The sequence below is a fragment of the Nocardioides epinepheli genome, assembly GCF_037936805.1.
Classification (GTDB): domain Bacteria; phylum Actinomycetota; class Actinomycetes; order Propionibacteriales; family Nocardioidaceae; genus Nocardioides.
This window is the reverse complement of record NZ_JBBMMC010000011.1, coordinates 46,872-67,112: the sequence shown is the minus strand read 5'-3', so window position 1 is coordinate 67,112 and position 20,241 is coordinate 46,872. Positions and strand designations below refer to the sequence as shown.

Here is a 20,241-nt window from a genome sequence, read left to right as displayed (position 1 = left end):
GTCGTGAGCGCCGCACGCTCGGGTCGGCGGACCCTCGGGCTGATCGCCCTGGCCGCGGTGCCGGTGGCGGTGCTCTCGGTCTTCTTCGTGCTGCCCGTGGCCGGGATGATCGAGCGCGGGCTGTGGCCCGACGGCCGCTTCGATCCCCGAGCGGTGGCCGAGGTCCTCGCCAGGCCGCGCACCCACCGGGTGCTGTGGTTCACGCTCTGGACGGCGGTCGCGGGCACGGTGCTCAGCGTGCTGCTGGGCCTGCCCGCGGCCTACGTCCTCTACCGGTTGCGGTTCCCGCTGCGAGGACTGGTGCGCGGCCTGCTGCTGGTGCCGTTCGTGCTCCCGACCGTGGTGGTCGGCGTCGCCTTCCGCCAGCTGCTCAGGGACGGCGGGCCGCTCGGCTTCCTCGGCCTGGACGGCACTCCGACCGGCATCGTGCTCGGGTTGGTGTTCTTCAACGTTGCCGTGGTGATCCGCACGGTCGGAGCCGCCTGGGAGGGTCTCGACCCTCGTCCGGCCGAGGCCGCCGCCGCCCTCGGTGCCCCGCCGCTCACCGTGCTGCGCACCGTCACCCTGCCGGCGTTGCGCCCGGCGATCGTATCCTCGGCCAGCGTCGTCTTCTTGTTCTGCGCCACCGCCTTCGGTGTGGTGCTCACCCTGGGCGGGAGCCGGTACGCCTCGGTCGAGACCGAGATCTACCTGCTCACCACCGACTTCCTCGACCTGTCCGGCGCCGCGGCGCTCTCGATCGTCCAGCTCGTCGTCGTGGTCGGCCTGCTCGTCGTCGCGGGCCGGGCCCGCGCCGTCCCGGACGCGGTCGTGGCGCGGACGACGGCGCGGGCGCGTCGGCCGGGGCGCGGCGACGTCGCGGCCGTGCTGCTCACCGGCGCCCTGCTCGTCGCCGTGGCCGTGCCGATCCTCGCGCTGGTGCTCGGCTCGCTGCGCGCGCCCGGTGGCGAGGGCTGGTCGCTGGCGTCGTACCGCGCGTTGGGCACGCGGGGCGACGGCAGCCTGGTCGTCCCGGTCACCGAGGCGCTGGGCAACTCGCTGCGCACCGCGGTCGACGCCACCTGGATGTCGCTGGGTCTGGGCCTGCTGGTCGCGATCGTGGTGACCCGCCGCTCGCACTCACGCGCCGAACGACGGGTCCGCGGCGTGCTCGACGGCTTCTTCATGCTGCCGCTCGGCGTCTCGGCGGTCACGCTCGGGTTCGGCTTCCTCATCACCCTCGACCGCGGCCCGCTCGACCTGCGCGACTCGCCGCTGCTGGTGCCGATCGCGCAGGCACTCGTGGCGCTCCCACTCGTCGTCCGGACGCTGATCCCGGTGCTGGCCGGCATCGACGACCGGCAGCGCCAGGCGGCCGCCTCGCTGGGGGCGGGCGCGCTGCGCGCCTTCACGACCGTCGACGTCCCAGTGGTCTGGCGCCCGCTGCTCGCTGCCGCCGGCTTCGCGTTCGCGGTGTCGCTGGGGGAGTTCGGGGCGACTTCCTTCCTCGCGCGCGAGGACCACCCGACCCTCCCCGTCGTCATCTTCAAGCTCATCGGGCGTCCCGGGGCCGCCGAGTACGGCATGGCCCTGGCCGCCAGCGTCGTGCTGGCGGCGACCACCGCCGTCGTCCTGCTCGCGGTCGAACGACTGCGGGTGCCCGCACTCGGAGCCTGGTAGGAGACTCACGTGCTCACCCTCGACCATCTCGGTGTCACCTACGACGGCGTACCGGCCGTGCGCGACGCGAGCCTGACCGTGCCCGACGGCAGCGTCGTCGCGGTGCTCGGGCCGTCGGGCTGCGGCAAGTCGAGCCTGCTGCGCGCGGTCGCCGGACTCGAGCCCGCGTCGTCGGGGACGATCTCCTGGGACGGCGTCGACCTGGCCGGAGTGCCGACCCATCGCCGCGGGTTCGCGATGATGTTCCAGGACGGTCAGCTCTTCGGGCACCTCACCGTGGCCCGCAACGTCGGCTACGCGCTGAAGCTGCGCAAGGCGCCCGACCTCACCGCGCGGGTGGCCGAGCTGCTCTCGCTCGTCGGTCTCGACGGCTACGCCGACCGCCTCCCGGCCACCTTGTCCGGCGGCGAGCGGCAGCGGGTGGCGCTGGCCAGGTCGCTGGCCGCCGATCCGCGGCTGCTGCTGCTCGACGAGCCGCTCTCGGCGCTCGATGCGGGCCTGCGGGAACGACTGGCCGGCGACCTCGACCGCATCCTGCGCGAGTCCGGCACCACCACGCTGGTCGTCACCCACGACCAGGAGGAGGCCTTCGCCCTGGCCGACCGCCTCGTGGTGATGCGCGAGGGCCGCATCGTGCAGCAGGGCGCCATCGGCGAGGTGTGGGCTGCCCCCGCCGACCAGGAGACGGCTCTCTTCCTCGGCTACGCCCGCGTGCTCGACGGTGCCGCCGCCGGTGCCGTGCTCCGCGCCGCCGGGCTGCCCCCAGCGCCGGCTGTCGCCCTACGGCGTTCGGCGCTCACCGTGGCCCGGCCCGGCGACACGCGGGCGGAGGCCGGCCGGCTGACCGGTGTGGTGCGGACGTCGCGGGCCACACCTGACCAGGTACGGCTCGTCGTCGACGTCGAGGGCATCGGCGAGGTGGACGCCGTGGCCACCCCCGGTACGGCGGCCGCGCCCGGGGAGCCGGTGGCGCTGGCCGTGGAGCCCGCCCGCCTCGCGACCATCGGCGTACCAGTCGAACACTAGGATGGCCGGGTGTACCGCCGCGCCTATCTGACCCTGATCGGGGTCGCGGCGGTCATGGGGATCCTGGCCTGGCTGGTCTCCGCGCGCTACGACCGGCCGCTGCTCGACCCCGAGGGCTCCTTCCTGGGCCCGTCCTGGATCCGGCTGCCGCTGCTGCTGAGCATCACGGTGATCCTCGACATCGTGCCGCGGATGCTGTGGGACTCCCGGCTACGACGTTCGGCGATGCTGCCGGTCGTGCGCGAACGGCTGCGCACCCACTGGACCAAGCAACGCGGTCTCCTCGTCGCCCTCGGCGTCTCGGCCTTCTACGTCACCTACGTCAGCTACCGGAACCTGAAGTCGGCGCTGCCCTTCGTCCGGTCCTTCGACAATCCCGACGACATGTTCGACCGCGAGCTCAACGCCGTCGACAAGGCCCTGGTCTTCGGGCACCGTCCCGGCCCGCTGCTGCACGACCTCCTCGGCACCCACATCTCGGCGCACGTGCTCTCCACGATCTACCTGCTGTTCGTGCCGATGGTGCCGTTGGCGGTGATGGCCTGGATCGTGTGGTCGCGCAACCTGCGCTACGGCTACTGGTTCGTCATCTCCCAGTGCCTGGCATGGTCGATCGGCACCGCCACCTACTACGCCCTGCCGACGCTCGGTCCGGCGTTCCACTACGTGCCCGGCTACACCGACCTGGCGCACACCGGCACCACCGACCTGATCCGCTCGCTGGACCGGTCGCGTGACCTGGTGCTCTACGGCGGCTACGACGGCCAGGGCGTCGAGGGGATCGTCAACTCCGTCGCCGGCTTCGCCAGCCTGCACTGCGGCATCACGCTGCTGTGGGCGCTGATGGTGCAGTTCACCGTGCGCAGCGTGATCCTCAAGCGAATCTTCTGGGTCAACTTCGGCCTCACCGTGATCGCCACCCTCTACTTCGGCTGGCACTACATCTCCGACGACATCGCCGGCATCACCCTCGCCCTGGTCTCCTTCTACCTCGGCGGCCTCGCCGCGGGCATCCGCTTCGACCGGCACGGGCGTCCGCGGCCCCGGACGAAGGACGCTGGGCCGGTCGACGTCGTCGAGCCCGGCGCGACCGGTCGCGGCGCCGCCCGCCAGGGCAGCGCGTAGTTCTGGGACGTCACGTCCCCTCCCGGGATCGGCTCGATCGGGAGGGGTGATCACCGCTGCGCTCGACGTCCTTTCGAATTACAACGATGTAGTCTGTCAAGTCGACACGCCGAACGACTTGTGACTTTCGGAAACTTCTGTTGAGGTTGTGACTCGTGAGACTCAAGTTGAGCCTGTTGTCGCTGCGCCTGCGTCCCCTCGCCACCTCCGGTGTCGCCGGCGTCATCGTGTGCAGTGGCCTCGTCGGCCTCTCGGCGAGCACCGCGAGCGCCGAGGACGAGACGCCGATCCCGACCCGCGAGCAGGTGCAGGAGGCCCAGGACGCGGTGAGCGCCGGCGAGCGCGACGTCGCCGCCGTGCAGGCCGACCTCGCGGCGGCCAACGCCGACCTGGAGCAGGCCTCGGTCGAGGCCGCCCAGGCCGCCGAGGCCTACAACGGCGCCCGCTACGCGGCCACGCAGGCCCGGCAGAAGGCCGACGCCGCCCGCGAGGCGCAGGTCGCGGCCGACGCCGAGGTCGAGCGACTGCGCACCCTGTTCGGTCGCGCGGTGGTCTCGCGCTACACCACCGGCTCCGACCTGGCCGCCCTGTCGGCGGTCTCCGAGGCCGACGGCGTGGAGAGCCTGGTCGACCGTCTCAACACCCACCGGCTCGGCGCCCAGGCGCTCAGCGCCCAGGAGGACGCGCTCGTCGACGCGCAGGCCGCCGCCGCCGAGGCTGCCGACCAGGCCGACGCCGCCGAACGTGAGGCGGACCGGGCCCTCGAGGACGCCGACGCCGCCCGCGCCGACGCGCAGGCCGCCCAGGACGCCGCGGCCGCCCGCGCCACCGCCGTCTCCGCCCGCAAGGGGGAGCTCCTCGACGAGCTCGCCCGGCTCCAGGGGATCAGCGTCGCCCTGGCCGAGCAGCGTCAGGCCGGACTCGAGCGGCGCGCCGCCGAGCGTCGCCGCCGCGAGCAGCTGGCGGCGGCCCAGGCGGCCGCCGCCGAGCAGCAGGCCCAGGAGGCGCAGGAGGCCCAGGACGCGCAGAGCGCCCCGAGCCCCGAGCCCGCCGACCAGCCCGGCAACGACCAGCCCGGCAACGACCAGCCGAGCAACGATCCGCAGCCGGAGCCGGCCACAGGACCAGGCGCCTCCGACGATGCCGCTGACACCAGCGACACGAGCGACACGAGCGACACCAGCGACACCAGCGACACCAGCGACACCGGTGGCACCAGCACCCCGCCGCCGGCTCCCAGCGGCGGCGCCCAGGCCGCGATCGCCTTCGCCCGCGCCCAGCTCGGCGAGCCCTATGTGTGGGCCGCGGACGGCCCCGACTCCTGGGACTGCTCCGGCTTGACCATGCGCGCCTGGGAGGCCGGCGGGATCTCGCTGCCGCACTACTCGGTGGCCCAGTACGAGCAGTCGACGCCCGTCTCGACGTCCGAGCTGCGTCCCGGAGACCTGCTGTTCTGGGGCTCCTCGAACAGCCCCTCCTCGATCTATCACGTGGCGCTCTACGTCGGCGACGGCATGATGATCCACGCCCCCCGCACCGGCCGCCCGGTCGTCGAGGAGTCGATGTACTACTGGATCACGCCCAACTTCCGCGCCCGACCCTGAGGCCGGGGCGCGACGACCGTCCGGCCCGGCCGGAGGTTGAGCCAGCGAGCGCTCGTTGATTGATCGAACCCCGGCGACCGTCCCTGCCAACGTTGGCGAGGTCGGTTGGGAGGTTTCGTCGGCGGCCGACTGTCAGGCGGGCTCGTTCCTCGCCCTCCCGGCTTGCTCAACCTCCGAGCCACCGCGCCGGAGGTTGAGCAAGCGAGCGCCAGCGAGCGCCGACGAAACCCCGGCGACCGTGCCTGCCAACGTGGCGAGGTCGGTTGGGAGGTTTCGTCGGCGGCCGACTGTCAGGCGGGCTCGTTCCTCGCCCTCCCGGCTTGCTCAACCTCCGGAGGCTTGCGAGGGTTGCGTCTCGCCGGTCGCGGCTTCGTTCCTCAGCCCTCCCGGCTTGCTCGACCTCCAAGGTCTGCCCGCTGCCCGACGTAGCGTGATGTCATGGCGACCGACGCTCCTCCTCTCACCGCCCAGACCGACCAGACCGGCCAGACCGGCCCGCCCACCCCGGCCGGTCCTCCGGACCGCGTCGACGTCGAGGCGCTCACGACGCTGCTCGACGGCCCTCACGGCGATCTGCGCCGCGCCGTCCGCGAACGGATCGCCGAGCACGCCTCGATCCTGGTCTACCGCGAGGAGCTGCCGACGCCGGAGTTCCGGGAGCGGGTCCTCCAGCTGGTGCGCACCCTCGCCGAGACCGGGCAGACGAGCCTCGGCTTCCCGGTGGCCTACGGCGGCGCGGGCGACGTCGGCGCCTCGGTGGCCGCCTTCGAGACCTTGGCGCTCGGCGACCTGTCGGTCCTGGTGAAGGTCGGCGTGCAGTTCGGGCTCTTCGGCGGGGCCGTGCTCCAGCTCGGCACGCAGCGCCACCACGACCGCTACCTGGCCCGGATCGCCTCCGGGGAGCTGCTGGGCTGCTTCGCCATGACCGAGACCGGCCACGGGTCGAATGTCGCGGCCCTGGAGACCGTGGCCACCTACGACCCCGACACCGACGAGTTCGTGATCACCACCCCGCGCGAGGAAGCCGGCAAGGACTACATCGGGAACGCCGCCGCGCACGGCGAGCTCGCGGTGGTGTTCGCGCAGCTGGTCGTCGCCAGTCAGGCGCACGGCGTGCACGCCCTGCTCGTGCCGATCCGAGTGGACGGCGAGCCGGCCCCCGGCGTCCGGATCGAGGACGACGGACACAAGATGGGCCTCAACGGCGTCGACAACGGCCGGCTCTGGTTCACCGACGTGCGCGTGCCGCGCGAGGTGCTGCTCGACCGGTTCGCCCAAGTGAGCGCCGAGGGCGAGTACCGCAGCCCGATCGAGAATCCGAACAAGCGCTTCTTCACCATGCTCGGCACCCTGATCCAGGGCCGGGTGAGCGTGAGCGGCGCGAGCCTGAGCGCCAGCAAGGTCGCACTCGCGATCGCCGTCCGCTACGCCCTGCAACGACGACAGTTCGGGGCCGACGGCAGCGACGCGGGGGAGGAGCTGCTGCTCGACTACGGCCTCCACCAGCGACGGCTCCTGCCGCTACTGGCGCGCACCTATGCGCTCCACTTCGCCCAGGAGGAGCTCGTCGCGCAATTGCACGACAGCTTCACCGAGCCGGCCGGGGACGGCGGGGGCGACGTCGACGCCGAACGCCAGGCCGCGCGCCGGCGACTGGAGTCGCGTGCGGCGGGCACCAATGCGCTGGCCACCTGGCACGCGACCCGCACGATCCAGGAGAGCCGCGAGGCGTGCGGCGGGGCCGGCTACCTGGCGGTCAACCGCTTCGCCGCACTCAAGGCCGACCCCGACGTCTTCACCACCTTCGAGGGCGACAACCACGTGCTGCTGCAGCTGGTGGCCAAGGGGCTGCTGACCGACTACGCGCAGGCGTTCGGCGACATGGATCGCATCGAGCTGGTCCGCTACGTCGCCTCGCTGGGCGTCGAGACGACCATCGAGCGCGCCGGGGTGCACACCTGGCTCGAGCGGATCAAGGACGTCCTGCCCGGTGGGGACGACTGGGACCAGGAGGCCGGCCTGCTCGACTCCGACTACCAGCGCGCCATGTATCGCTACCGCGAGGAGCACACCCTTGCCGCCGCGGCACGGCGGCTCAAGCGGGGGATCGACGGCGGGCTCGCAGCCGGCGAGGTCTTCTCCCGCGTCCAGCCGCACCTGATCGCGGCGGCACGGGCGCATCTGGAGCGTCAGGTGCTCGAGGTCTTCGTCGAGCGCGTCCGCGCCACGCCCGACGGCGACGTCAAGGTCGCCCTCGGCCTGCTCTGCGATCTCCACGCGCTGTCGGGCATCGAGGCCGACCGCGCCTGGTTCCTCGAGCACGGCCGCCTCTCCTCGCAGCGCAGCAAGGCGATCACGCGCGAGGTCGACTCGCTGAACCGCCAGCTCCGGCCGCTCGCCGGCGACCTGGTCGACGCCTTCGCCATCCCGCCTGAGCTCCTCCGGGCACCGGCGCTGCTGGCCCCGGCCAGTCCCTGAGCCGGCGCCGGCAGGCGCCGACTCGCCTCGGATCAGTGGGGCTGCGGGTTGTCCTGGAACCGCTGGAAGGAGGCGAGCACCTCGGCCTCGGCCTCGCTGCGGCCGACCCAGTCGGCGCCCTCGACCGACTTGCCGGGCTCGAGGTCCTTGTAGACCTCGAAGAAGTGCTGGATCTCGAGCCGATCGAACTTCGGCACGTGGCTGATGTCGCGGATGTGCTCCTGGCGCGGGTCGGTGGCCGGGACGCAGAGCACCTTGTCGTCACCCCCGGCCTCGTCGGTCATCCGGAACATGCCGATCGCGCGGCACTTGATCAGGCACCCTGGGAACGTGGGGGACTGCAGAAGGACCATCGCGTCCAGCGGGTCGCCGTCCAGGCCCAGGGTGTTCTCGATGTAGCCGTAGTCCGTCGGGTACTGCGTCGAGGTGAACAGCAGCCGGTCGAGGCGCATCCGGCCGGACACGTGGTCGACCTCGTACTTGTTGCGCTCGCCCTTGGGGATCTCCACCAGTACGTCGAACTCCAGCACGTGCATCCTCCGGTCCGTGGTCTTCGCATGTCTGCGGGCGGCCGATGACGGCCGCAGGCACAGTGTCGCGCACAATGGCCCGGTTCGCGCAGCGGGAGGTGGAGTGAGATGGCCGGGAGTGACCGATCACACGGTCCTGCTCGCAGCGACCGCGGAGCACTGCGCGGCACGCTGGTGCTCCTGCTCGTCCTGCTCCTGGGTGCCGGCGGCGCACTCGTGTGGCACTACGACCTCATCGACCGCTGGCGTGGAGAGCCGACGGCCGATCCGTCCTCACCCGGCGCCGACCCGACCGATCCGGTCACCGTCGAGCCGCCCACCGGCATCGAGGCGCCCGACGTCGTCGCGCCGCGACCGGTCGCGGGTCAGTCGGCCCTGCGTGCGGGGGTCGATCCGGCCGCGGTCCGCGCCGCGCTGCAGCCCTACCTCGGCGACCGCGACCTCGGCCGTCATCTGCTGATTCGCGTCGGGTCCCTCGCCGGTGACGCCGACGCCTTCTCCTCCGGCAACGGCCTGGCCATCCCGGCCTCGACCACCAAGGTGGTCACCAGCGCGGCCGCGCTCCTCGCGATGGGGCCCGACCACGTCTTCACCACCGACGTCCGCGCGCAGGGCAACCGGATCTTCCTGGTCGGCGGCGGCGACCCGTACCTCGAGCGTGGGCCCACCGAGTTCGACGGCGCCGCCTGGCCCTACCCGGCCCGGGCCACCCTCGCCGACCTCGCCCAACGCACCGCGAAGGCGCTGCGCGCCGACGGCCGCCGCAAGGTGCGCCTGGTGCTCGACGACTCGCTGTTCTCCGGGCCGTCGGTGAGCCCCACCTGGGAGCCCGGCTACGTCTCCACCGGAGAGGCCGCGCCGACGACCGCTCTGTGGGTCGACCAGGGACGGGTCCGCGCCGGGCTGGGCCGGGTTTCCGATCCCACCTTGGAGGCGGGCGTCTCGTTCGTCGAGGCCCTGCGTGCCGAGGGGATCACCGTCGTCGGGCAGCCGCAGCGCGGCATCGCCGGGGACCTGCCGTCCATCGCCTCGGTCCACAGCGCTCCGCTGGGGCAGATCGTCGAGCGGGTCCTCGACGTCAGCGACAACGACGGCGCCGAGGTCCTGCTGCGCCAGATCGGCCTCGCCACCGCCGACGAGGGCAGCCTCGACGCCGGGCGGGTCGGCGTGCGGACCCTGATGCGCGAGGCCGGGATCGATCTGCGCGGCTCCACCCTGCACGACGGGAGCGGCCTCTCCCGTGCCAACCGGCTCGACCCCGCCGTCCTGGTCGACGTCCTGCGGTTGGCTGCCAGCGAGGAGCACCCGGAGGTCCGTCCGGTGCTGACCGGACTGCCGGTGGCCGGCTTCACCGGCTCGCTCACGACTCGGCTCACCGAGGGCCCGTCGGCCGCCTTGGGCAGGGTGCGGGCCAAGACCGGCACGCTGAGCAACGTGACCTCGCTGGCCGGGATCACCACCGGTGTCGACGGCACGGTGATGGTCTTCGTGATGATGGCCGACCGCGTGAAGCTCGAGAAGAGCCTCGATGCGCGCGTTGCGATGGACAGCGCGGCCGGCGCCCTCGGTGCGTGTGCCTGCGGCGGCTGAGACCGCTCCGGCAACGATGGTTGAAAATTCTTCCGACACGGCAGTTCCGGTGATTCGTCCATAGCGGGTCGCTCATTGTTACCGAACGGTGGATCCATTGTGGGTCTTCTGTGAACCTTCGGTGGACGGCGATTCGTAGTGTCGTAGCACCGGTGGATCCGCGTATCTGGGGGGAACGCGGATCGGCCAGCACCATCCGGGAGGGGCCCGCTCGAGCGTCGTCGGGGAACCGCGCGCCAGCGGGCCTCGGTGCGTCTCGGCGTGTGCTCGTCGCGTGATCGATGCGTGCGCGGCCCGATCGTCGGCCGTCGTGGCACACATCGGCCTCCCGGTAGGTTCAAGGCATGACCTCCGGTGCCGCGCGCGACATGATCGACTGGGACCTCGCGGTCCGGGTGGCCGGCCGAGTCGCCGGCGACGGGCCGCGCGTCACCCGCACCGAGGCGGAGGACGCCGTCGTCGAGCTGCGCGAGGGTGCCGAGACCTCCACCGCCCACGTGCGTGAGTTCACCGGACTCGAAGCCCCCCACCACCATGCCCCCGTCCTGGTCGTCGATCGCCCCGGGTGGATCCAGGCCAACGCCGACGCCTTCAAGCACCTGCTCGGGCCGCTGGTCGACAAGCTCACCGAACGCCGCACCCCCAAGGGGCTCACCCTGGCCGTCGGCTCGCGGGTCACCGGCGCCGAGGTCGGCGGAGTCCTCGGCTTCCTCGCCGGGAAGGTGCTCGGGCAGTTCGACCCCTTCTATGCCCCCGACGGGCGCCTGCTGCTCGTGGCCCCGAACATCGTCCACGTCGAGCGGGAGCTCGACGTCAAGCCGCGTGACTTCCGGCTGTGGGTCTGCCTGCACGAGGAGACCCACCGGGTGCAGTTCACGGCCGTCCCGTGGATGCGCGACCACCTCTACACGCAGGTCCAGACCCTCGCGGAGTCGGTCGGGCCCGGAGGCATCGAGGACACCCTCAAGAAGGTCGGCGAGACGGTGCGTGGCGGTCCTCGCAGCATGTCCGGAGTCAGTCTCGTCGACCTGATGAGCACGCCCGAGCAGCGCGCGATCCTCGACGGCGTCACCGGGATGATGTCGCTGCTCGAGGGGCACGCCGACGTCGTCATGGACGGCGTGGGTCCCAGCGTCATCCCGACGGTCGCCACGATTCGGCGCCGCTTCAACCAGCGCCGCAAGGGTGTCGGCACGCTCGACCGCGCGATGCGCCGACTGCTCGGCATGGACGCCAAGATGGCGCAGTACCGCGACGGCGCGAAGTTCGTGCGCGCCGTGGTCGACAAGGTCGGGATGAGTGAGTTCAACGCCGTGTGGGAGCGGGCCGAGAACCTGCCCACCAAGGCCGAGATCTCCGACCCCGACGCCTGGATCACCCGGGTCCTGTGACCCTCGACCCGGCGGTGGCGGCGGTCCGGCTCGCCGTGCGCCGGGACCTGGCGACGACGTCGTCGGCCGAACGCCGCTCGCCCGACGGGCCGATCGTGGTGGCCTGCTCGGGTGGCGCCGACAGCCTCGCCCTGCTCGCGGCCACCGTCTTCGAGACGCGCAACGAGCCCACCCGTCGCCGGGTCGTCGGCGCTGTCGTCGACCACGGCCTGCAGGACGGCTCCGCCGAGCACACCGACACCGTGATCGCGCAGATGGCGCGACTCGGCGCCGACGAGACCGTCGGTGCGAGGGTGGAGGTCCGCACCGACGGACGCGGCGTCGAGGCCGCCGCCCGCGAGGCGCGCTACGCCGTCCTGGAGCAGGTGGCCCAGAGCGCCGGAAGTGACACCGTCCTGCTCGGACACACCCTCGACGACCAGGCCGAGACCGTACTGCTCGGCCTCACTCGCGGCAGTGGCGGCCGCTCGATCGCCGGAATGCGCCCCGGCTTCGGGGTGTTCCGCCGCCCGCTGCTCGACGTCACCCGCGCCCAGACCGAGCAGGCCTGCGCGGCGGAGGCCATCGAGTACTGGACCGACCCGCACAACGCCGACCCGCGGTTCACCAGGTCGCGGGTGCGGCACACGGTGCTGCCCACGCTGGAGCGCGAGCTCGGCCCGGGGGTCGCGGCGACCCTGGCCCGCACCGGACAGTTGCTGCGCCCCGACATGGAGGCCCTCGACGACCTCGCCGATCTGGCCTTCCTCGAGGTGAGGGGCGAGGACGGCATCGACGTCGAATCGCTCGCCGGCCAGCCCGAGGCGATCCGCTCCCGGGTCGTGCGCCTGGCGGCCCTCGCCGCGGGCAGTCCGGCATCGGAGCTCTTCCACGTGCACGTGACGGCCCTGGTGGCCCTGGTCGCCGGGGACGTGCGCGGCCAGGTCCAGCTCCCCGGCCGGGTCACGGCCTATCGTGACCGCACCCACCTGCGCTTCCGGCCCACCGAGGCGCCGCACTGACCGGGTCCGCCGGCGGCCACCCACACCACTAGGCTTCCGTACATGGACGCAGCCCACGTCGACAGCGACCTCGTCAACGTCCTCTTCACCGAAGCCCAGATCCACGAGCGGATCGGGGAGCTGGCCGCCGAGATCGAGCGCGACTACGAGGGCGAGGACCTCCTCATCGTCGGCATCCTGCGCGGCGCGGTGATGGTGATGGCCGACATGGCCCGCGCGTTCACCCGGCACGTCGAGATGGACTGGATGGCGGTCTCCTCCTACGGCTCGGGCACCAAGTCCAGCGGGGTCGTGCGGATCCTCAAGGACCTCGACACCGACATCAGCGGGCGCCACGTCGTCATCGTCGACGAGATCATCGACACCGGCCTCACCCTGAGCTGGCTGACCGCCAACCTCGGCTCCCGCAACCCCGCGAGCGTGGAGATCTGCACGCTCCTGCGCAAGCCCGAGGCGCTCCAGATGCCGGTGGACGTCAAGTACGTCGGGTGGGACATCCCCAACGAGTTCGTGGTGGGCTACGGCCTGGACTACAAGGAGCGCTACCGCAATCTGCGCGACATCGGCACCCTCGCGCTGCACGTCTACAGCTGACCCGTCGGTCTCGCGGTCCGGCTCGGTCCGGCCGATCCGGCGATTCAGCCACCCGCCTGCGAGAATGGCGGGAGCCCGGCGCCCCTGTACCGTCGGGTACTTGACTATGAGTCGCCACCAGTTGCCGATGAGTTGTCGGAGTACGGCGCACTAGCTGTGAAAGAGTTGTCGTGAAGCGGATTTTCAAGGGCCCCTGGGTCTGGATCGCCGTCGCCGTGGTCGCCGTCGTCCTCGCCCTCCAGTTCCTGGCCCCCGGTGGCGGCTACGACGAGATCCCCACCTCTCGGATGCAGCAGTACATCGCCGAGGACAAGGTGAAGGACATCACCTTCATCGACGGCGAGCAGAAGATCGAGGCCACGCTGGTCGACGGCGCTCGCGACTCCGGCTCCAAGGTGGAGTCGTTCTACGTGCTCGGACAGCAGCAGGGGATCATCGCGCAGGTCGATTCCAGGCTGAAGGAGAACGGCGGCAGCATCGAGAAGTCGACCTCGGAGAACCCGCAGCCCAGCCTGCTCACCAGCATCTTCGCCACGCTCATCCCCTTCGTCCTGATCATCTTGCTGTTCCTGTGGCTGATGAACAGCGTGCAGGGTGGCGGCGGACGCGGCGTCATGCAGTTCGCCAAGTCCAAGGCCAAGCTCATCTCCAAGGACATGCCGAAGACCACCTTCGCCGACGTCGCCGGGTGCGACGAGGCGATCGAGGAGCTCGGCGAGATCAAGGAGTTCCTCCAGGAGCCGGCCAAGTTCCAGGCCGTGGGCGCGAAGATCCCCAAGGGCGTCCTGCTCTACGGCCAGCCCGGCACCGGCAAGACCCTGCTGGCGCGGGCGGTGGCCGGCGAGGCCGGCGTGCCGTTCTACTCGATCTCCGGCTCCGACTTCGTCGAGATGTTCGTCGGTGTGGGAGCCAGCCGGGTCCGCGACCTGTTCGAGCAGGCCAAGGAGAACGCCCCCGCGATCGTCTTCATCGACGAGATCGACGCCGTCGGGCGGCACCGCGGCACCGGGATGGGCGGCGGCCACGACGAGCGCGAGCAGACGCTCAACCAGCTGCTGGTCGAGATGGACGGCTTCGACGTGCGCGGCGGCGTCATCCTGATCGCGGCCACCAACCGTCCCGACGTCCTGGACCCGGCCCTGCTGCGCCCGGGCCGCTTCGACCGCCAGATCCAGGTCGACGCCCCCGACCTCTCCGGGCGCACCAAGATCCTGCAGGTCCACGCCCGCGGCAAGCCGCTGGCCCCCGACATCGACCTCGAGAACGTCGCCCGCCGCACCCCAGGGTTCAGCGGCGCCGACCTGGCCAACGTCCTCAACGAGGCCGCCCTGCTCACCGCCCGCAGCGGCAAGAAGCTCATCGACGCCGCCTCCCTCGACGAGGCGATCGACCGCGTGATCGCCGGCCCGCAGCGCCGCACCCGGTTGATGAGCGAGAAGGAGAAGCTCGTCACCGCCTATCACGAGGGCGGCCACGCACTGGTCGCCGCCGCGATGCCCGGCACCGACCCGGTGCACAAGATCACGATCCTCCCGCGCGGGCGCGCCCTGGGCTACACGATGGTGCTGCCCGACGAGGACAAGTACTCCCAGACCCGCTCGGAGCTGCTCGACAAGCTCGCCTACATGCTGGGCGGGCGGGCCGCGGAGGAGATGATCTTCCACGACCCCACCACCGGCGCCGGCAACGACATCGAGAAGGCCACCAACCTGGCCCGCGCGATGGTCACCCAGTACGGCATGACCGAGCGGCTCGGCGCGATCAAGCTCGGCAGCGACAACAGCCAGCCCTTCCTCGGCCGCGACCTGCGGCACTCGCGCGACTACAGCGAGGACGTCGCCGCGATCGTCGACGACGAGGTCACCAAGCTGCTCACCACCGCCCACCAGGAGGCCTTCGACGCCCTCGAGGACAACCGCGACGTCCTCGACGCGCTCGTGCTCGCGCTGCTCGACAAGGAGACCCTCGACAAGGAGCAGGTCGCCGAGATCTTCAAGGCGCTCAAGCGTCGGCCCGAGCGGCCGGCGTGGACGGGCTCCCCTACGCGCAACCCCTCGGCGATCCCGCCGGTCGAGATCCCGCGGGCGATCCGCGAGCGTGCGGCCGTCAACGGCCTGGCCAAGACCCCCGAGGACGCCGGCGCGATCGTGACGCCCCCGGGGCCCGGCGGCGACGTCCACGGCGATCCCGGTCTCGACGGCGGCATCACGCCGACCCCGCCAGCCTGAGCTGCCTCGATGGATGACCCGATCGACCGGGCGGACCGCGACCCGTCCGAGGTGCCCGACTTCGACCAGCCCCGGGCCGAGGCCGCGATCCGCGAGCTCCTCGCCGCGATCGGCGAGGACCCCGACCGCGAGGGGCTGCGCGACACCCCCGCCCGGGTCGCGCGGGCCTACGCCGAGCTGACCGCCGGCCTGCGCCAGCGTCCCGAGGACGTGCTGAGCACGACCTTCGACCTCGGTCACGACGAGATGGTGCTGGTGCGCGACATCGAGCTGTGGTCGATGTGCGAGCACCACCTGGTGCCCTTCACCGGCGTCGCCCACGTCGGATACATCCCGGCCACCACCGGCAAGATCACCGGGCTCTCCAAGCTCGCCCGCCTCGTCGACCTCTACGCCAAGCGGCCCCAGGTGCAAGAGCGCCTCACCACCCAGATCGCCGACGCCCTCAGCGACATCCTCGGCGCCCGCGGCGTCATCGTGGTGATCGAGGCCGAGCACCTGTGCATGACCATGCGCGGCGTCCGCAAGGCCGGCTCGCGCACCATCACCTCCGTCGTCCGCGGCACCATGCGCACCGACCCCGCCACCCGCGCCGAGGCGATGGCCCTGATCCACCGCCGCTGAGGCCGCCTCTCCCCGGCTGCGGTCCACGCGGGCGGGATTTCCCCGGTCGACCGGGGATCTATGAACTGGGGGGCCGATATTTCGCCCGACAAGTTCAGGTTTCCCCGGTCGACCGGGGATCTATGAACCGGGCGGCCGATCTCTGAACTGGGCGGCCGATCCATGAACTGGGGGGCCGATATTTCGCCCGACAAGTTCAGACTTCCCCGGTCGACCGGGGAAATCCCGGGGCGGGCCGACCACTAGGTTGATCCCATGGGTCTGGTGGTCATGGGCGTGGTCAACGTGACGCCCGACTCCTTCTCCGACGGTGGCCGGTTCGCCGACACCGATGCCGCGCTCGCGCACGGACGCCGGCTGTGGGCCGAGGGCGCCGACCTGCTCGACATCGGGGGCGAGTCGACCCGGCCGGGGGCCACGCGCCCGCTGGTCTCCGAGGAGCTCGACCGGGTCATTCCGGTGATCGAGACGCTCGCCGCGGAGGGCGCCCGGGTGTCGGTCGACACGATGCGAGCCGAGGTCGCCGCGGCCGCCATCGCCGCCGGCGCGCAGGTGGTCAACGACGTCTCCGGCGGGCTCGCCGATCCGGCCATCCTCGACGTCGTCGCGGCGTCCCAGGCCACCTACGTCGCGATGCACTGGCGGGCGCACAGCGACCGGATGCAGGACCTCGCGGTCTACGACGAGCCGGGCGGCGTGGTCGCGGCCGTGGTGCGCGAGCTCGGCGAGCGGGTGGCCGCGATCCGCGCCGCGGGCGTGCCCGACGAGCGGATCGTGCTCGACCCCGGGCTCGGCTTCGCCAAGAGCGCCGAGCACAACTGGGAGCTCGTCGCCTCGCTCGGGCGCCCGGACGGGCCCGGCAGGCTCGGCCTGCCACTCCTGGTCGGCGCGAGCCGCAAGTCGTTCCTCGGCTCGCTCCTCGCCGACGCCGACGGCAACCCGCGTCCGGTGACCGAGCGCGAGATCGCGGGGCACGCCCTCACGATGGTGGTGGCCGAACGGGGCGTGTGGGGGGTCCGGGTGCACGACGTCAGGGGCACCCGTGATGTGCTGAGCGTGTGGCAACGGACCCGATGACCCCCACCTCGACCCCGGATCGGGTCGACCGGCTCGCGCTGGTCGGACTCGAGTGCCGGGGCCACCACGGGGTCTTCGACTTCGAGCGACGCGACGGTCAGCGGTTCGTCATCGACCTCGTGCTCGGCCTCGACACCAGGCCCGCGGCCGCCTCCGACGACTTGCAGGACACGGTCGACTACGGAAGTCTCGGAACTTCGGTGCAAGCCGCCGTGGAGCACGACCCGGTCGACCTGATCGAGACCCTTGCCCAACGGATCGCGGACGTCTGTCTCTTGGACGCTCGTGTTGAATGGGTTCAGGTGACGGTCCACAAGCCCGAAGCCCCCCTCGACGCGACGTTCGCCGACGTCGCGCTGACGATCACCCGAGAGCGCGAGGTCCCCCGTGACTGAGACCCCCAACCCGCACATCATCGATGCGGACACCCTCACCGGAGAGATGCGACCCATCCGCAGGGTCGTCATCGCGCTGGGCTCGAACCTCGGCGAGTCGATGGCGAGCCTCCAGGGCGCGGTCGACGCGATCGCCGACACCCCCGACGTGTGGGTCACCGGGGTCTCGCCGGTCTACGAGACCGTGCCGGTCGACTGCCCGCCAGGAGCCCAGAACTTCCTCAACGCCGTCGTCCTGGCCGACACCACCCTGGCCGCCAACCGGCTCATGGACCGCGCCCTGGCCGTCGAGGACGCCTACGACCGGGAGCGCAGCGAGACCGAGAACGCGCCGCGCACCCTCGACGTCGACCTGATCGTCGTCGGCGACCGCCGCAGCGACACCGAGGCGCTGCGACTGCCGCACCCGCGCGCCCACGAGCGCGCCTTCGTGCTCAAGCCCTGGCACGACCTCGAGCCCGACGCCGAGCTGCCCGGCCAGGGCCCCATCGCGATCCTGCTCGACAAGACCGGGGTCGACGGCCTCACCCTGCGCGAGGACCTCGTTCTCGAGGTCGAGTAGTCGGGACCGGCTTGGACCACGAGCGGCAGGAGCAGCAGGGCCCCGACGACCAGCGCCCCGACGGCGGTTCCCTACGCCCCACGCCGCCGCACGTCCCTGTCATCTGGGCGATCGTCGGCTTCGTGCTCGGCTGGCTCGTCCACACCGTCACCGCCCGCTCCGGGACGCCGCCACTGGTCTCGTGGGCCCAGCCGCTGGCCCTCTTCCTGGTCGCGGCGATCCTCGGCTGGACGGCCTGGGTCACCTACCGCGCGGTCCACGTGCGGCGGGAGCGACTGGCGCCGAACCAGGCGGTCAACCGGCTCGTGCTCGCTCGCGCCTGCGCCTACGTGGGCGGACTGGTAGGCGGCGGATATCTCGGCTACGCCGCCAGCTGGGTCGGCGACCCGTCCGAGCTGGCCGATCAACGCATCCTCCGAGCCGGGCTCGCGGGGCTCGCCGGCGCCTTGGTCGTCGTCACGTCGCTGCTGCTGGAGCGAGCGTGTCGCGTCCGTTCGGAGGCCTCCGACAACTAGCCTGACGCTATGCCTTCCCCTTCCGCATACCCCGCCTCGGCCGCCGGCGTCCCGCCGTCTCGCCGCCGCCGACGCTCGACGCGTGTCCTCGTCGCCGTCGCCCTCGTCGCGCTCGCTGTCGCTGCCGCCGCGGTCGCCGCACTCGCCGGCTCCCTGGGGGTGGCCATCGGCGCGGCCGTCGCCGCCGCGCTCCTGGGTGCTGTCGCCACCCGCATCGTCCACACCGAGGTCCTGCAGACCCGCCGCGACTGGGCGCGCGACCGCGCCCAGCAGGCGCGCGACTACGCCGACCTCACCGAGACGCGCACGGCCGAGCAGGCCCTGTACGTCGTCTCGACCACCGGCCGGATCGCCCGCCACGAGGCCACCATCGGCCGGCTGGAGACCCGGCTCGCCGACGCCGCGGCGGAGGTGACCCGCGCGCGCGACCAGCTCGCCGAGGAGCGGACGCGGGCGCGCAAGGAGCAGGAGCGCCACCGGGCCGCGGCCAAGACCGCAGCGGCCAACCGCGAGCGCCAGGCCGCGCGCCTGGCCGACGCCGAGGAGCGCGCCGCGATGGCGATCGTCCGGGTCGCCGAGCTCGAGCAGGAGCTCGACCTGGTCCAGGCCGAGCTCAACGCCTGGCAGAGCTCGCACGTCGAGGATCGCAAGCACGCCTGATCCGACTGGGGATCACCGCCGGACCGTCGAGACGCCGTCCGGCACAATGGCTTGCTGTGACTTCCGAGGAATCCCGCTTCGAGACCGATCCCGGCGCCCTCGTCGGTGACCTCGTCGACACCCACCCGGCCCTGCCCTCGGGCTGGCACGTCGGGCAGCCCGACCCGGAGGACCGGTTCGACCTCGCCGGGCTGACCCGGCTGCTGCGCGACCACGAACGGCAGGGGCGCGGATGGGCCGGCTCGTCGGTGGAGGATGTCCTGGTCGAGGTCTCCGCGCCGGCTCTTCGGACCCGGCAGAACCTCGTGATCCGCGACGCCGACGGCGCGATCCGAGCCTGGGGAGGGGTGCACGACCGCGCGGGCGGCCGGATGCTGCTGCTCGACATCGTCGACCGAGGCCTCGACGACGACACCGCGCGCGCCTGCTCCGAGGTCATCATCGAGTGGGCCGTCGCCCAGGCTCGCTCGGTGGGGGCGGCCCGCGGACTCTCGGTGCAGCAGATCGACACCGGGACCTACGCCGACGACGAGCGCCAGGCCGGATGGCTCGCCGACTCCGGGTTCACGCGGGTGCGGACCTGGTGGCAGATGAGCCGACCGGTGGGCGCCGAGGAGACCGATCTGGTGCCCTCGACGCAGTCGTGGGAGGGGCGCGGTGTCCGGTTCCGTCGCGTCCGCGCCGCGACGTCGGGTGTGGACGCGGGGATGCCCGACGAGCGCGACCTCCGCGCGGTGCACGACGTGCTCGAGGAGGCGTTCCGCGACCACTTCAACTCCTGGGAGGAGACCTTCGAGGAGTTCGTGCACCGCATTCGCGAGAGCCCCGGGCACCGGTGGGATCACTGGTGGCTTGCCGAGCTCGTCGGCGACGACGACGTGCACGAGGATGCCGACCTGGAGCCGGTGGGCGCCCTGATCGGCACCGTCTCGCACACCAACGACGGTCCCGACGGCTCCTACGTCGCCTACCTGGGCGTGCGGGAAGCCGCCCGCGGGCGCGGTGTGGCCAAGGGGCTGCTGCGCACGATCATCACCGACGCCGCGAGCCGCGGCCGCGATCGCGTCGGGCTCGAGGTCGACGCCGACTCCGAGACCGGCGCGACCGGCCTCTATGAGTCGATGGGCTGGACGACGTCGTATGTCACCGAGTCCTGGCACCGCGACGTGCCGGTGGACTGAC

18 protein-coding genes are annotated in these 20,241 nt (G+C 72.1%); 17 read left to right on the top strand and 1 reads right to left on the bottom strand.

The features are described 5' to 3' along the window. The first annotated feature begins 3 nt into the window (after positions 1–3). The 5 genes from WMR31_RS15510 to WMR31_RS15490 all read left to right on the top strand — a co-directional run bounded on the left by WMR31_RS15510 (position 4) and on the right by WMR31_RS15490 (position 7,892). Entirely contained in the window at positions 4–1,659 is a 1,656-nt protein-coding gene (locus WMR31_RS15510) for an ABC transporter permease (RefSeq protein ID WP_340539766.1), read from the top strand. A gap of 9 nt (positions 1,660–1,668) precedes the next feature. Further along, on the top strand, positions 1,669–2,685 hold the full coding sequence (locus tag WMR31_RS15505; protein ID WP_340539765.1) for an ABC transporter ATP-binding protein: 1,017 nt from the start codon (positions 1,669–1,671) through the stop codon (positions 2,683–2,685). Positions 2,686–2,694: 9 nt separating this feature from the next. Next, positions 2,695–3,810 carry a phosphatase PAP2 family protein gene (locus WMR31_RS15500; protein WP_340539764.1) on the top strand — a complete coding sequence of 372 codons (1,116 nt, stop codon included), beginning with the start codon at positions 2,695–2,697 and terminating at the stop codon, positions 3,808–3,810. Positions 3,811–3,965: 155 nt separating this feature from the next. Then, the gene (locus WMR31_RS15495) at positions 3,966–5,414 is read left to right on the top strand and encodes a C40 family peptidase (RefSeq protein ID WP_340539763.1); all 1,449 of its coding nucleotides are present in this window, start codon (positions 3,966–3,968) and stop codon (positions 5,412–5,414) included. A gap of 438 nt (positions 5,415–5,852) precedes the next feature. Next, positions 5,853–7,892 (top strand): acyl-CoA dehydrogenase family protein, encoded by a 2,040-nt coding sequence (locus WMR31_RS15490; RefSeq protein ID WP_340539762.1) that lies wholly within the window; start codon positions 5,853–5,855, stop codon positions 7,890–7,892. 32 nt (positions 7,893–7,924) lie between these two features. On the opposite strand, the gene WMR31_RS15485 is transcribed toward WMR31_RS15490, so the two are convergent. After that, entirely contained in the window at positions 7,925–8,428 is a 504-nt protein-coding gene (locus WMR31_RS15485) for an inorganic diphosphatase (RefSeq protein WP_445321637.1), read from the bottom strand. Positions 8,429–8,530: 102 nt separating this feature from the next. Here WMR31_RS15485 and dacB point away from each other — a divergent pair, with 102 nt between their 5' ends. The 12 genes from dacB (at position 8,531) to WMR31_RS15425 (ending at position 20,240) form a co-directional block, all read left to right on the top strand. Beyond that, positions 8,531–10,012, top strand: coding sequence for a D-alanyl-D-alanine carboxypeptidase/D-alanyl-D-alanine endopeptidase (gene dacB, locus WMR31_RS15480; protein ID WP_340539761.1), 1,482 nt, complete (start codon positions 8,531–8,533; stop codon positions 10,010–10,012). A gap of 344 nt (positions 10,013–10,356) precedes the next feature. Further along, entirely contained in the window at positions 10,357–11,403 is a 1,047-nt protein-coding gene (locus WMR31_RS15475; protein ID WP_340539760.1) for an Rv3626c family coenzyme F420 biosynthesis-associated protein, read from the top strand. Next, complete coding sequence (gene tilS / locus WMR31_RS15470) at positions 11,400–12,404, top strand: tRNA lysidine(34) synthetase TilS (RefSeq protein ID WP_340539759.1); 1,005 nt, start codon at positions 11,400–11,402, stop codon at positions 12,402–12,404. Before WMR31_RS15475 ends, tilS begins: the two co-directional genes overlap by 4 nt. Before the next feature lie 42 nt (positions 12,405–12,446). Then, positions 12,447–12,998, top strand: a complete 552-nt coding sequence (gene hpt, locus WMR31_RS15465; RefSeq protein ID WP_340539758.1) for a hypoxanthine phosphoribosyltransferase — start codon at positions 12,447–12,449, stop codon at positions 12,996–12,998. 170 nt (positions 12,999–13,168) lie between these two features. After that, the gene (gene ftsH, locus WMR31_RS15460; RefSeq protein WP_340539757.1) at positions 13,169–15,226 is read left to right on the top strand and encodes an ATP-dependent zinc metalloprotease FtsH; all 2,058 of its coding nucleotides are present in this window, start codon (positions 13,169–13,171) and stop codon (positions 15,224–15,226) included. 9 nt (positions 15,227–15,235) lie between these two features. Continuing rightward, positions 15,236–15,850 (top strand): GTP cyclohydrolase I FolE, encoded by a 615-nt coding sequence (gene folE / locus WMR31_RS15455; protein WP_340539756.1) that lies wholly within the window; start codon positions 15,236–15,238, stop codon positions 15,848–15,850. A 255-nt stretch (positions 15,851–16,105) separates the two neighbouring features. Beyond that, entirely contained in the window at positions 16,106–16,927 is an 822-nt protein-coding gene (gene folP, locus WMR31_RS15450; protein ID WP_340539755.1) for a dihydropteroate synthase, read from the top strand. Then, on the top strand, positions 16,924–17,322 hold the full coding sequence (gene folB, locus WMR31_RS15445) for a dihydroneopterin aldolase (protein ID WP_340539754.1): 399 nt from the start codon (positions 16,924–16,926) through the stop codon (positions 17,320–17,322). The genes folP and folB overlap by 4 nt, the downstream gene beginning before the upstream one ends. Then, a complete protein-coding gene (folK, locus tag WMR31_RS15440) occupies positions 17,315–17,884 on the top strand; it encodes a 2-amino-4-hydroxy-6-hydroxymethyldihydropteridine diphosphokinase (RefSeq protein WP_340539753.1) in 570 nt (189 codons plus the stop codon). Before folB ends, folK begins: the two co-directional genes overlap by 8 nt. A gap of 11 nt (positions 17,885–17,895) precedes the next feature. Then, a complete protein-coding gene (locus WMR31_RS15435; RefSeq protein WP_340539752.1) occupies positions 17,896–18,399 on the top strand; it encodes a DUF3180 domain-containing protein in 504 nt (167 codons plus the stop codon). A 9-nt stretch (positions 18,400–18,408) separates the two neighbouring features. After that, positions 18,409–19,059, top strand: a complete 651-nt coding sequence (locus WMR31_RS15430; protein ID WP_340539751.1) for a hypothetical protein — start codon at positions 18,409–18,411, stop codon at positions 19,057–19,059. Between the two features lie 56 nt (positions 19,060–19,115). Further along, on the top strand, positions 19,116–20,240 hold the full coding sequence (locus WMR31_RS15425) for a GNAT family N-acetyltransferase (RefSeq protein ID WP_340539750.1): 1,125 nt from the start codon (positions 19,116–19,118) through the stop codon (positions 20,238–20,240). Position 20,241: the final 1 nt, after the last annotated feature.